Here is a 12,175-nt window from a genome sequence, read left to right as displayed (position 1 = left end):
CGCCGGCCCCGCTTCGGTCGTCGCTTCGTCGACCAGCCGCGCCGCCGTGCGCGCCGAGGCCGTGGCCGCCGCGCACAGCGACAACCCCTATGCCGAAGGCGCCTCGTCGGGCACGGCCCCGATGGTGGCCAGCACGATCGATCGCGCCACCGTGCGTGCCGCCGCCCGCGCCGCGGCCCGTGGCGACGCACTGCCGCTGTAATCGGCGCGCCGCGCCTGTCTCGCTTCGGCGAGCCTCCACGCCCAAGCCGGCCCTTGCGAAAGCAGGGGCCGGTTTTTCATGTGCGGCAATGCGTGAAAGCGGTGCGCAAACGCACAGCGCGCATCACGCCGTGGTTTCACACTTCATGTTGTGGCAACGACGAATGTCCGCCGCCCACACCGTGAACCAAAGGGACTCTTCACCATGAACTCCAAGCAACGCATCGCCGCCTCCGTCTTCGCCACCGCCTTCGCACTGTTGGGCACCGCCGCCGCGCACGCGGAAAGCTATGACGGCGTGCACGCCATCACCTCGGCCGCCAGTCGCGCCGACGTGAACGCCGAAGCCGTGGCCGCCACGCGCGCGGGCAATGCCTACTCGGACGCCGCCGCCGAAGGCACCGTGGCCCTCAACTCCACGCTCGACCGCGCCGCCGTGCGCGAGCAGGCCGTGGCCGCCGCGAACAACCCGCTGCAAAGCCTGGACCGCCGCGCGTTCTACCGCGACGAAGTGCCTGCCGCGTACAAGAAGCCGTCGGTGTCGTTCACGCGCCGCGCCGGCCTGTAAGCAGCGGCGCAACGCGGCCCCGGGCGTTCAGGGCCGCACGCCTTCCCACGCGTTCTGCAACAGGGCGCGAATCGCGTCCCGCGCCAGCGGGCGCGGATTGGGATACTGGTTCTGCAGCGCGTGCGCGCAGGCCAGGTCGAGATCGGACTCCTTCATGCCGATGTCGCGCAGCGCAACCGGCGCGCCGTTGTCGCTCGCCAGGTCGTACACGGCCTGCGCGGCGCTGCTGCCCCCCAGAGCCTTGACGATGCGTGCCATCGCTTGCGGCGCCGCCTCGGCGTTGTAGGCCAGCGCGTGCGGCAGCACGATGGTGTGGGTCTCCGCATGCGGCAGGTTGAAGCTGCCGCCCAGCGTGTGGCACAGCTTGTGGTGCAGTGCCATGCCGACATTGCCCAGCACCGTGCCGCACAGCCACGCGCCGTAGAGCGCATCGCTGCGCGCGCCCGCGTCTTTCGGCGTCGCGCGGATGGCGGGCAACGCACGGCCCAGCGCGGCAATGCCTTCCTGCGCCATCAAATCCATGATCGGGTTCGAGTCGACCGCGTAGAGCCCTTCGGCCGCATGCGCGATGGCGTTGATGCCGCTCGTCACGCTCATGCCCACGGGCAGGCTCAGCGACAACTCGGGGTCGTAGATCACGGTGCGCGGCAGCACCTTGAAGTCCTTGCCCGTCTTCTTCATGCCGGCTTCGGTGATGCCGTAGATCGGCGTCATCTCGGAGCCGCGTAGGTGGTCGGGATCGCAAGAATCGGCAGGCCCGAGTCGAGCGCAATCGCCTTGCCCAGCCCCGTGGTCGAGCCGCCGCCGATGGCCACGGCGCAGTCGGCGCCCAGGCGCCGGGCCACTTCGCGCGCCTCGCGCGCGGTCTCGATGGGCACGTGCATCACGGCGCGGTCGAACACGCCGGCCGCATGGCCGCCGAGCATGTCGGCCACGCGCTCGGCCTGCGGGCGCTGCTCGGGCGTGGACAGCACCAATGCGCGGCGCGCGCCGAGCGCATCGATCTCGCGCGCCAGGTGCTGCAGCGAACCGGCGCCGAACACCACGCGCTGAGGCACGCTGTTGTAGACGAACGAAGGGGTGGTCATGGCTTTCCTGTCTCTTTCAGAATGTTCATGAAGCGTCGGTGTGGCTGATGCGGCCCTTGATGAAGACGCCCAACATCGCCAGCACCGCCGGCACGATCAGCACCGTGAGCACCTGCTCGAAGTTCCAGCCCAGGCCCAGCAGCGCCGCCCCGAGCCAGGCGCCCAGCACCGCGCCGAAGCGCCCGATGCCGAGCATCCATGAAACGCCCGTGGCGCGCACGTGGGTCGGGTAATAGCGCGCCGCCAGCGAGGGCATGGCCGACTGCGCGCCGTTGATGCACATGCCCGCGAACAGCACCAGCAGCACGAGCGCCAGCCCGCTGCCCATGCTGTGGCCCACCGCCACCGCGAGCACGCCGGCCAGCAGGTAGCAGAGGCCGATCACCTTGTGCGGGTTGCCGCGGTCCATGGCCCAGCCCACGCCCACCGCGCTCAGCACGCCGCCGAACTGGAACAGCGCGCCCACCACGGCCGACTGCGTCATCGACGCGCCGCTTTCGCGCATCAGCGTCGGCAGCCAGCTCGTGAGCAGGTAGATGATGATCAGCCCCATGAAGTTGGTGCCCCACAGCAGCAGCGTGCCCGGGCCCAGGCCGCTGGTGAACATGCGCGCCAGCACCGGGCCGCGCGGCCCCTTGCCGCCGGCCTGCTGGCCCGGAATGGTGAACGCCTCGACGCCCGCCAGCGACTCGCGCGCCACCGGCTGCAGCACCTTGCGGATGCGCTCGACCGGCTGCCCGCGAACCACCATGAAGCGCGCCGACTCCGGCAGCCAGAGCAGCAGCACGGGCAACAGCAGCATCGGCACGATGCCGCCGATCAGCAGCAGGCTGTGCCAGCCCCAGAGCGGAATGATCGCGGCCGACAGAAACCCGCCGCCGGCCATGCCCAGGTTGAAGCCGCAGAACATCGTCGTCACCAGCAGCGACTTGACCTTCTCGGGCGTGTACTCCGACAGCAGCGTGGTCGCGTTCGGCATGCCCGCGCCCAGCCCGATGCCGGTCAGGAAGCGCAGCACCACCAGCTGGTCGATGCCGGTCGCGAAGGCCGACCACAGCGAGAAGCCGCCGAACACCGCCACCGACACGCACAGCACCGCCTTGCGCCCGAAGCGGTCGGCCAGCGGGCCCGAACCCAGCGCGCCGAAGATCATGCCGGCCAGCGCCGCGCTCATCACCGGGCCGAGCGAGGCGCTGGGCACGCCCCAGTCGCGCACCAGCGCCGGCGCGATGAAGCCCATGGCGGCGGTGTCCAGGCCGTCGAGCAGCACGATCAGGAAGCACATCGCCACGATGCCCCACTGGTAGCGCGACAAGGGACGGGCGTTGATGAGCCACTGCACGTCGACGGTGCGGCGCGTGGCGATTGAACCTGTATCGGTCATGGCGTTGTCTTGTCTCCATCGCTGGTTTGCGATGGGCGCGAGTGTCCCGCCGGCCCGCGACCGGTTCAACGACGCGAGCGGAAAGCAGTTTTCCGCTCAGCCGGGGGCGCCGGCCCGGCGCCGGCCGGCCGGCGCGTGGACGATCAGCAGCAGGAAACCGCCGACCATGGCCACGTTCTTCAGGAAGTTGTTGAGCTGCCCCGCGAACTGCGCCGCGTCGGCCGCCCAGAAGGCGTGCGCGGTGAAGGCCGTGGCCAGCGTGAACAGCGCGAGCGCCGAGGCCACCCACTGCACCCGCCACCCGGCGATCAGCAGCAGCCCGCCGCCCACCTCGAGCGCGATGGTCAGCGGCAGCACCACGTCGGCCAGCGGAATGCCCAGCTTGCCGAAGTAGCCGAGCGTGGCGCCGTAGGTCATGAGCTTGCGCACGCCCGCGACCAGGAAGATCACCGCCATCAGCACGCGCGCGGCCAGGGCCCCGCCGCGCGAGGAATCGTTCGTCGTCATTCGTTCTCTCCAGGATGTGCGAGCGCCGCCGTGGCGCCCGTGAATTTCAGTCGCCCCATGCACAGCACCATCAGGCACGACAGCAGCGCCGGCACGGCCGCCGCGATGAAGAGTGCGCTGTGGCTCCAGTGCAGGCCGATGAGCCAGCCCGCCAGCACCGGCCCCACGATGGAGCCCGCGCGGCCGATGCCCAGGCTCCAGCCCATGCCGGTGGCACGCACCGTCGTCGGGTACACGCCCGACGCCAGCGCGATGAGCGCGGGCTGCGCCCCCACCACGCAGAAGCCGCTGACCATGACCACCGCGAGCAGCAGGGCCAGCGGCAGCGCCGGCTGGCCGATGACCGCGATGGTCACCACCGCCACCGCGAACACCGGCACCAGCACGCGGTAGAAGCCGATGCGGTCGATCAGCGGCCCCATGGCCACCGTGCCCACCACGCCGCCCACCTGCAGCAGCGTGCCCACCAGCACCGCCATGCGGCCGCTGTAGCCGGCCTCGGTCGCGATGGTCGGCAGCCAGTTCGCCAGGAAGAACAGGTTCAGCAGGTTCATGAAGTTGATGCCCCACAGCAGCAGCGTGGCGGGCCCGCGCCCGGCGCGGAACAGCTCGACCACGGGCGCACCGTCTTGCTTCGCCTCATGCACCACATAGCGCGTGCCGGGGCCCACGCGCACCTCGGGCGCGATGCGGCCCAGCCACTGCTGCACGCGATCGAGCTTGCGCCCGCGCAGCACCAGGAACTGCATCGACTCGGGCATGTAGCGCAGCATGAGCGCGGCGATCACCAGCGGCACGATGCCGCCGAAGACGAACACCGCCTGCCAGCCGCCCCACGGAATGAGCACGGCCGAGATCAGCCCGCCCAGCACCGCGCCGCCGGTGAAGCCGCACGACACCCACATCATCAGCGTCACGCGCCGGCGCCTCGGGCTGTACTCGCTGGCCAGCGCGCTGGCGTTGGCCATGATGCCGCCCAGGCCGATGCCGGTGATGAAGCGCATCGCGAGCAGCTCGTTGAGCGTGTGCGTGAACGCGGTCGCCAGCATGCACAGCGCAAAGAACACCGTGGCGCCGATCAGCACCGGCCGGCGGCCGATGCGGTCGGCGCACACGCTCAGCACCAGCGAGCCGACCAGCATGCCGAACAGGCCCGCGCCGAACACCGGGCCCAGCGCCGCCTTCTCGATGCCCCAGGCATGCACGATGGCCGGCGCCACGAAGCCCATGGCCTGCACGTCGAAGCCGTCCATCACGACCGCGCAGCCCACCAGCAGCAGGATCCATTTCTGGAAGGCGCCGACGGGGTGGCTGTCGATCAGCGCGGGGATGTCGATGGCGCCTTCGGCCGCAGCCGGGCCACCGCCCGCGTCCAGAGAATGCGGCAGGATCTTCACGCGACGTCCCCGGCCAGGCAGTTCGCGGCGGTCCAGCCGTAGAGCCACTCGAGCGCGTCGTAGAAGCGCTCCTGCGGGCGGCCGGTCCACATGCCGTTGCGCACCAGCCGCTCGACGCCCTTGGCGTGGTAGATGCGGCCCATCTCGCGCGCCGACAGCACCACGCGCGCGGTGCGCGCCACGCGGGAGCGCTCGTACAGCGCCAGCGCGCGCGGCCAGTCGCCGCCTTCGCGGCGCAGGGCCAGGCCCAGCGTCACCGCGTCTTCGCAGGCCGTGCAGGCGCCTTGCGCCAGGTACTGCACCATCGGGTGCGCCGCGTCGCCCAGCAGCGTGGCGCGGCCGAAGGTCCATTGTTCGATGGGGTTGCGGTCGGCGGTGGAATAGCGCTTCCATGCCTTCGGAATGCGCAGCAGTTGTTGCACCTGCTCGCAGGTCGAACGGAAGTAGCGCTGCACTTCGGCCGGGTCGCCGTCCATCGAGCCCCACGCCTCGGGCTGGTCGCTGTGGAAGGTGACGGCCAGGTTGAACTTGTCGCCGCCCTTCAGCGGGTAGTGCACCAGGTGGCAGTTGGGCCCGACCCAGATGCACGGTGCGGTGAAGCGCAGCGCCTCGGGGAAGTCGGCCGTGTCGATCACCGCGCGAAACACCACGTGGCCCGACACGCGGATGCTGTCGCCCACGTACTGCTGGCGCACCGCCGAACGCACGCCGTCGCAGCCGATCACGGCCTGCCCTTGATGCCGGCCGCCCTGCGCGTCGATCAGCGTCACGCCGTGGTCGTCCTGCTCGATGTGCACGACCCTGGTCGAGGTCAGGAACTCGATGCCCTCGGTGGTGGCCTTCACGCCTTCGAGCAGCGCGCCGTGGATGTCGGCGCGATGGATCACCGCATACGGGTTGCCGAAGCGCTCGCGAAAACGCTGCGACAGCGAAATGCCCGCCACGCGCTGCGCGTCGATGGCGTCGAACATCACCATCTCTTCGGTGTAGACCGCCTTGGCGCGCAGGTGTTCGCCCACGCCCAGCGCGTCGCAGGCGGCGAATGCGTTGGGGCTGAGCTGGATGCCGGCGCCGATCTCGCCGATCTGCCCGGCCTGCTCGATCACCTTCACGCGGTAGCCCTCGCGCACCAGCGCCAGCGCGGCAGCCAGGCCGCCGATGCCGCCGCCGGCCACGAGCACGGGGCGAGTGTCTTTGGATCTATTCATCGACCTTCCTCAGGGATTTGCGCAGGAGTTCTTTCCAGGAACACCGCGGAACCGGCTTTGCCGGGCCGCCGGTGTTGCCCCCTGCAAGGGGGTTGGCGTAGCGACACGAAGTGCGCGAAGACTGGGGGTGAGCTCATACCAATCCGAACAGCTTGCGCGCGTTGTCGCGGCCGATCTTCTGGCGGTCGTTTTCGCTGATCTCGCACGTGTCGAACCAGCGGGCCGCGTCCTCGTGCTTCTCGAACGGGTAGTCGACCGAATACATGATGCGGTCCGAACCCACCTCGAGCAGGGTCGACAGCAGCGTGGGCGTGCGGAAGTTGCCGCTGGTCGTGATGTGCACGTTGCTGCGCAGGTAGTCGCCGATCTCTCTGTCGCAGGGCATGCCGCGGCGGCCCTTGCGCAGGATGTGGTCGACGCGCCAGATGTTGAACGGCAGGCCTTCGCCGAAGTGGCCCAGGATCATCTGCAGCTCGGGGTGGCGGTCGAACAGGCCGCTGGACATGATGCGCAGCGCATGCAGGCCGGTCTCCACCGCGAAGGCCCAGGTCGGGCCGGTGAGCCAGTGCGCGCCTTCGTAGATGGGCTCGCGGCTGAGCAGCGGATCACGCGGGTGCATATAGAAGGGCTTCTTCAGCGCGGCCGCCACGGCCCAGAAATCGGCGAAGCGCGGGTCGTCGTAATAGACCACCGTGTGCTCGTCGCCGACCTGCGAGAAGCCGTTGACCAGGAAGCCGTGAAAGCCCAGCTCGTTCACGCAGCGTGTCAGCTCGCGCGCGGCGGCTTCGGGGTCTTGCAAAGGCAGCGCGGCAAAGCCGCCGAAGCGCGTGGGGTGGCGCTTGACCTGTTCGGCCAGCACGTCGTTGGCGCGGCGGGCCACCTCGACGGCGCGCTTCGCGTCGGGAATGCCCTGCACCGCCGGCGAGTTCAGCGAGAGGATCGACATCTCGGTGCCCCACGCGTCCATCTGCTCGATGCGCTGCTGCTCGAAGTCGAGCAGGTTGTTCTTCAGGCCCTGCCACACCTCGGGGCGGGCGTACACCTGCGAGTCGGCAATGGTGAGGTCGATCGCAAAGTGCTCTTCGAGCGCAATCTTGTTCTTCATGGGTGAATCACTCCGGTTTGATGTTGAGCTTGTCCAGCACGTCCTGCCAGACCTTGCGGTCGTCGGCGATGTAGCGCGCCAGCTGTTCGGGGGTGCCCGGCCGTGGGTAGGTGCCGAGCTCGCGCGACTTGGCCACCACGTCGGGCAGCAGCAGCGCTTCGTTCATGTCCTTGTTGAGCCTGGCGAGCACCAGCGGGTCGACGCCCTTCTTCGCGATGACCGCGAACCAGCCGTGCGCCACCGCGCCGGGCACTGTCTTGCTCGCGAGCGGGAACGGCTCCAGCCCCGCTTCCACGCGGTCGCCCATGCTCGCGAGGATGCGCATGCGGCCGCCCTGCACATTGCCGGCGACCACGTTGTAGGTCTCGACCATCATCTGCGTCTGGCCGCCCAGCGTGCCCTGCATGGCCTGCGCGCCGCCGGTGTAGTGCACCTCCAGGAACTGCGTTCCCGACTGCAGCCCCAGCAGCGCCGAGGCCAGGTGCGGCGCGGTGCCGCGCCCGTTGTCGGCCACCTCGAGGCCCTGCGGCTTGGTGCGCGCGGCGGCAAGAAAGTCGGCCAGCGTCTTGTAGGGCGAGTTGGCCGGCACCGCGAGCATGAAGGGCGCCACGGCCGCGAGCGTGACCGGCACGAAGTCGCGGTTGAAGTCGTAGTTGACGCCCTTGATGATGCTGGGCGCCACCGAGATCGCCGAGCCCTGCACGAAGCCGAAGGTATAGCCGTCGGCCGATGCCGAGAGGATGCTGTTCATGCCGATCACGCCGCTGCCGCCGGGCTTGTTGTCGACGATCACCGCCTGCCCCCACTTGTCGCCCAGCTTGGCGCCCACCTGGCGCACCAGCACGTCGGGCGCGGAGCCCGCCGGAAACGGAACGATGAAGCGCACCGCCTGCTGCGGCCACTTGGCCGCCGCGCTCTGCGCATGGGCCAGCGGCAACGCCGACAGAAGAGAAAGCGCCACCGCGATGGCACCCCGACGGGAAGGGCTCAGGTTCATGGTCGTCTCCGTTTTTGCTTGATTATTCAAGTAATTGCGGCGGACTATATACTTGATTGTTCAAGCATGTCTACATGAAAACCCTGTCTCGCGATCACGACCTGGAGAAGGCCATTCCGTTCCTTCTGGCGCGCGCCGGCGCGCGCATGGGCAACGCCTTTGCGAAGGCGCTGAAGCCCTACGGACTCAGCCTCAGCGAGTGGCGCGTGTGCGCGTCGCTGCAGCACACGCCGCGGCAAACGCTGTCGGAACTGGCCACGCATGCATCGACCGACCTGTCGGCGCTGTCGCGCATCGTCGACCGGCTGGTGGCGCAGGAACTGGTGGCGCGCGAGAAGTGCGACACCGACAAACGCGCGGTGCGCATCGCGCTCACGGAACGCGGGCTGGCGCTGACCTGCGAACTGATTCCGCGCGCGCAGCACTATGAGGCCGTGGCGACCTCGGACTTCACCGCGGCCGAGGTGAAGACGCTGCGCGCGATGCTGCTGCGCCTGTACGCCAACGCGACGCCGCTCGCCTGAGCGAGCGGGTTTTTTCTCTCTACTTCAGGCCGGAGAGACCTGCACCGTGCAGGCCTCGCGGCGCTCGGTGATGGCGAAGCGCACCGGCAGGAACCGCTCGATCACCGCGCAGTTGGTGCGCGTGTGCTCGGTCACCTCGCTGCAGGTGAAGGCCGCGGCCTTATGGCCCTGCCACGCCGCGAGCGCGAGCAGCAGCGCCAGCTGGTCCGCCAGGTGCGGGCCGACGGCGGCTTCGCTCTTCTGGAACGCGCGCAGTTCCTTGACAAGGCCATGCGCCACCTGCTCCGCGCTCATCGACTTCTCGCCGAAGACCGTGAAGACCTCGGTGATGTGCTCATAAGCCAGCGTGGCCAGCAGCGCATTGCCCGGGCCTTCGTTCTGCCGCACGGCGCCCAGGCGCAGCTGCTCGCCGGACCAGCCCATGGCGCCGCCCAGCGTGTCGAGTTCGCGCGTCGGCACATGGCGCGGCAGGCCGGGCGCCAGGCATTCGGCATGGCTCGACTGGAGCGCGCCGCGCGCCATCAGGTCGAATGACTGCAGCGCGCCCACGGCCGGCACGATGATCGCCTCGACCTCGCCGCCGCCGGCCGGGTAGAAGCCGCAGCGGCGCAGCGTCAGTTGCAGGTCCGCGCCCAGGCGGCGCACCAGCGGCGCGAACGCGCGCTCCAGGAAGTGGAACGGCGGCGCCATCGGGTTGTGCGTGCCGCCGCTGAGCTGCACGCGGCTGCTCGCGCCGGCCAGCAGCAACGGCGGCAGCACGGTCTGCAGCACCAGCATGCAGCTGCCGGCGCTGGCGATCGAGAAGCGGTAGTCGCCCGCGCGCACCGCGCCCGGCGCGAAGCGCAGCGACTGCGAGCCGAGTTCGGCGCCCTCGACCTGCGCGCCGCTGATTTCGGCGGCGGCGTTCACGCACGCCAGGTGCTGGCGCATCAGGCCCGGCTTGGCGCGGCCCGCGCGGATCTTCTCGATGGCCAGCGGCTGGCCCGTGGCCACCGACAGCGCGAGGCTGGTGCGCAGGATCTGCCCGCCGCCCTCGCCTTGCGAGCCGTCCAGCGCGATCGTTTCTTTGTCCTTGTTCGTCATCATCTTGTTCTTCTTGCAATGCGCCGGCCGCTACATGAAGTCGGCGCGTATCTTGTCCAGGTCGAAAGGCGTGATCCCCTGGTGCACGCCGAACACCGTCTCGGCCTCCCCGGCCGTTTCCATCAATTGCCCACGCGCCCGCGCATGCAGCATGAAGAGCGTGTGGAGATCGGGCTTGGCCAGTTCCACCAGCGAGCGCAGCATCAGCGACACGCCCGCGAGATTGTTCTGCACGTTGTTCCACAGCGGATACCGCTTCAGCGCGATGTCCGCCCAGATCACCTCGCGCGCCTGGAGATCGAAGATCGCCGGCAGGCAGATCGTCGTGTTCGCCGCCACGTCGACCTTGTCGATCACCGTGGACGGCTCAAAGATCTCGCCCGAGCCCGCGGACTCGCGCGCCATCCAGCCCGCGAAGCACTCGGGCAGGTCGCAGAAGGCCTGCGAGGTGTAGCTGTTGATCGAGCTCACCACGTAGCGCACGCCCTTCTCGCGCAGCAGCGCGATGTCGAGGTCGATGAACTCCGCCGCTCCCTTCGGCGCATCGACGATGTCGCCGCTGTGCACGCCGCCGTAGCTCTTCAGGTTGTAGTACGCAAGCACGTCCAGGTACTTGTAGCGTGCGTCGAAGAGCGCCGCCGACAGGTCGATGTCCGTGCGTTCGCGGCCGTTCTTCCACCAGAGGAAGAGGCGCACGATGTTGCCCGCCGGCATCGGCAAACGGCTGCCGCGCACCAGCGTGCGCAGCGCCTTCGAGGCCGAGCGCTGCGAGAACGGCACGAGGTAGTTGCGCAGGTCCGCGTCGACATGGCAGCGGCCGAGCGACGGAAGCTGCGCAAAGCGCCGCAGCAGCGCGGCTTCGCACAAGGCCGCGGCCTCCCCGGCCGCGCCTTGCGGCAAGGGGCGCGCGTGTCCTCGATGGCGAAGACGTTGGCCGTCTCGCCCTTGGGGAAGAAACTGCGCAGCGTGTGTTCGCCACGCCGGCGGAACTGCACCATCGCCTGCAACAGCACGGCCGTCGATGCCTGGTCCGCGACGGCCTCGAAGCGCGCAAGCACATCGGCCGGTTGCGGCGCCACGCGCAGCACGTGGTCCAGACGGCGCGCGAATTCACCGGGCCGCGTCGGCAGCAACGCCAGCGCGTCGTCGATGGCGCGCATTTCCAGCTGCCGCTCGATGTGGTGGTTGAAGCCCTGCGGCCGCACACCGTTGCGCACGCCTTCGAATGCAGCCGCCGCGGCCGGGAAACGCTTGGCGTATTCGCCGGGATGCAGCACCTCGCCCAGCCGCTTGAACACCTCGGGGCGGCGCGCCATGTCTTCGGCCACGCTGCCGCAGCGGTCCATCATCGCGATGAGCCAGCGGCGCATCGGGCGCTTCATGCGCGCGAACTTCGTCGGCTCGGCGAGCGACACGTCGCCCTTGCTCCACGCCACGGCCAGCCGCAGCACATCGGTCGCGGTCTGCAGATGCGCCTCGAGAAAAGGCAACGCACCCGGTTCTTCCGCGCGCAGCAGCGCACCGCCGAGCGTGGCGAGGTTTTCCTTCGACACGAACTGCGCCGGCATCCAGGCGTACACCTTGCCGCCGTACTGGCGCACGAACCAGTCGAGGTCGTCCTTGTCCTGCGGCGAGAGCGAACTGCGCGCGCCGGCCAGCTGCGTGAAGATCTGTTCGAAGTCTTGCTGCGTTCCGATGTCGATGGTTCGCAGGTGCGCGCGGCGCGCGGCTTCGCCCAGGTCGCGGCGGGGCGAAGCCGTTTCGTCGGGCCGCCAGGTTCCGAAGCTCGCGTAGTGCCGCACCGCGTTGAGAAACAGCTCGGCCGCGCTGGCCCGCACGACCTGCGCGGGAAAGTCCGGGTAGAGCGGGCGCCACGTGTGGTGCACGCCCTTCATCTCCCGAATGTCCTTGAGCAGCGCCTTGTAGAACACCTCGAAAGGCCGTGCCTCCCACGTGCCCAGGCAGGCGTCCAGCGCCGGCGACAGCGTGAAGCCGAGCGCCTCGAGTTCCTTGTAGAGCGTCGCCAGGTAGGCCGGCGGCAGCATCGCGCGGCCGGGCTGGGCCAGCACACGCGAACGTCGGCGCAGGTAGATCTGGCCGTTCATTGCATGAC

11 protein-coding genes and 2 pseudogenes are annotated in these 12,175 nt (G+C 69.4%); 3 read left to right on the top strand and 10 right to left on the bottom strand.

Going from position 1 to position 12,175, the window contains the following annotated elements:
• Together BMG07_RS20080 and BMG07_RS20075 are read left to right on the top strand one after the other, a co-directional pair.
• A pseudogene (locus BMG07_RS20080) lies at positions 1–202 on the top strand (helicase SNF2); the annotation flags it as partial.
• 204 nt (positions 203–406) lie between these two features.
• A complete protein-coding gene (locus BMG07_RS20075) occupies positions 407–769 on the top strand; it encodes an alpha/beta hydrolase (RefSeq protein WP_198086032.1) in 363 nt (120 codons plus the stop codon).
• A 27-nt stretch (positions 770–796) separates the two neighbouring features.
• On the opposite strand, the pseudogene BMG07_RS20070 reads toward BMG07_RS20075, so the two are convergent.
• From BMG07_RS20070 to BMG07_RS20040, 7 genes and pseudogenes are all read right to left on the bottom strand, one after another.
• Positions 797–1,857, bottom strand: a pseudogene (locus BMG07_RS20070) (maleylacetate reductase).
• 25 nt (positions 1,858–1,882) lie between these two features.
• Positions 1,883–3,241, bottom strand: coding sequence for an MFS transporter (locus BMG07_RS20065; RefSeq protein ID WP_269759197.1), 1,359 nt, complete (start codon positions 3,239–3,241; stop codon positions 1,883–1,885).
• Between the two features lie 96 nt (positions 3,242–3,337).
• Complete coding sequence (locus BMG07_RS20060; protein ID WP_198086031.1) at positions 3,338–3,748, bottom strand: DoxX family protein; 411 nt, start codon at positions 3,746–3,748, stop codon at positions 3,338–3,340.
• On the bottom strand, positions 3,745–5,145 hold the full coding sequence (locus BMG07_RS20055) for an MFS transporter (protein WP_307867024.1): 1,401 nt from the start codon (positions 5,143–5,145) through the stop codon (positions 3,745–3,747). The genes BMG07_RS20060 and BMG07_RS20055 overlap by 4 nt, the downstream gene beginning before the upstream one ends.
• Positions 5,142–6,353, bottom strand: a complete 1,212-nt coding sequence (locus BMG07_RS20050) for a 3-hydroxybenzoate 6-monooxygenase (RefSeq protein ID WP_198086030.1) — start codon at positions 6,351–6,353, stop codon at positions 5,142–5,144. Before BMG07_RS20050 ends, BMG07_RS20055 begins: the two co-directional genes overlap by 4 nt.
• Positions 6,354–6,486: 133 nt before the next feature.
• Entirely contained in the window at positions 6,487–7,458 is a 972-nt protein-coding gene (locus BMG07_RS20045; protein ID WP_198086029.1) for an amidohydrolase family protein, read from the bottom strand.
• Positions 7,459–7,465: 7 nt separating this feature from the next.
• Entirely contained in the window at positions 7,466–8,455 is a 990-nt protein-coding gene (locus tag BMG07_RS20040) for a tripartite tricarboxylate transporter substrate binding protein (RefSeq protein WP_198086028.1), read from the bottom strand.
• Between the two features lie 74 nt (positions 8,456–8,529).
• Between BMG07_RS20040 and BMG07_RS20035 the strand changes: the two genes are divergently transcribed.
• Positions 8,530–8,979: a MarR family winged helix-turn-helix transcriptional regulator gene (locus BMG07_RS20035; protein WP_198086027.1), complete on the top strand. Its 450-nt coding sequence runs from the start codon at positions 8,530–8,532 to the stop codon at positions 8,977–8,979.
• 24 nt (positions 8,980–9,003) lie between these two features.
• Here BMG07_RS20035 and rtcA read toward each other — a convergent pair whose 3' ends face one another.
• The 3 genes from rtcA to BMG07_RS20020 are packed head-to-tail and all read right to left on the bottom strand — an operon-like array spanning position 9,004 to position 12,167.
• On the bottom strand, positions 9,004–10,062 hold the full coding sequence (rtcA, locus tag BMG07_RS20030; protein ID WP_198086026.1) for an RNA 3'-terminal phosphate cyclase: 1,059 nt from the start codon (positions 10,060–10,062) through the stop codon (positions 9,004–9,006).
• A 30-nt stretch (positions 10,063–10,092) separates the two neighbouring features.
• Entirely contained in the window at positions 10,093–10,758 is a 666-nt protein-coding gene (locus tag BMG07_RS20025) for a TerD family protein (RefSeq protein WP_198086025.1), read from the bottom strand.
• Entirely contained in the window at positions 10,644–12,167 is a 1,524-nt protein-coding gene (locus BMG07_RS20020; RefSeq protein ID WP_198086024.1) for a hypothetical protein, read from the bottom strand. The genes BMG07_RS20025 and BMG07_RS20020 overlap by 115 nt, the downstream gene beginning before the upstream one ends.
• Positions 12,168–12,175 lie beyond the last annotated feature (8 nt).

Source organism: Variovorax sp. E3, assembly GCF_016082275.1.
Taxonomy (GTDB): domain Bacteria; phylum Pseudomonadota; class Gammaproteobacteria; order Burkholderiales; family Burkholderiaceae_C; genus Variovorax.
The sequence above is the reverse complement of the archived record's forward strand: the minus strand, read 5'-3'. Positions and strand labels throughout refer to the sequence as shown.

Excerpts from the sequence above, each read along its gene's own strand:
- BMG07_RS20075 (WP_198086032.1), top strand. The coding sequence starts at position 407 with ATGAACTCCAAGCAACGCATCGCCGCCTCCGTCTTCGCCACCGCCTTC.
- BMG07_RS20065 (WP_269759197.1), bottom strand. The coding sequence starts at position 3,241 with ATGACCGATACAGGTTCAATCGCCACGCGCCGCACCGTCGACGTGCAG.
- BMG07_RS20060 (WP_198086031.1), bottom strand. The coding sequence starts at position 3,748 with ATGACGACGAACGATTCCTCGCGCGGCGGGGCCCTGGCCGCGCGCGTG.
- BMG07_RS20050 (WP_198086030.1), bottom strand. The coding sequence starts at position 6,353 with ATGAATAGATCCAAAGACACTCGCCCCGTGCTCGTGGCCGGCGGCGGC.
- BMG07_RS20045 (WP_198086029.1), bottom strand. The coding sequence starts at position 7,458 with ATGAAGAACAAGATTGCGCTCGAAGAGCACTTTGCGATCGACCTCACC.
- BMG07_RS20040 (WP_198086028.1), bottom strand. The coding sequence starts at position 8,455 with ATGAACCTGAGCCCTTCCCGTCGGGGTGCCATCGCGGTGGCGCTTTCT.
- BMG07_RS20035 (WP_198086027.1), top strand. The coding sequence starts at position 8,530 with ATGAAAACCCTGTCTCGCGATCACGACCTGGAGAAGGCCATTCCGTTC.
- rtcA (WP_198086026.1), bottom strand. The coding sequence starts at position 10,062 with ATGACGAACAAGGACAAAGAAACGATCGCGCTGGACGGCTCGCAAGGC.
- BMG07_RS20020 (WP_198086024.1), bottom strand. The coding sequence starts at position 12,167 with ATGAACGGCCAGATCTACCTGCGCCGACGTTCGCGTGTGCTGGCCCAG.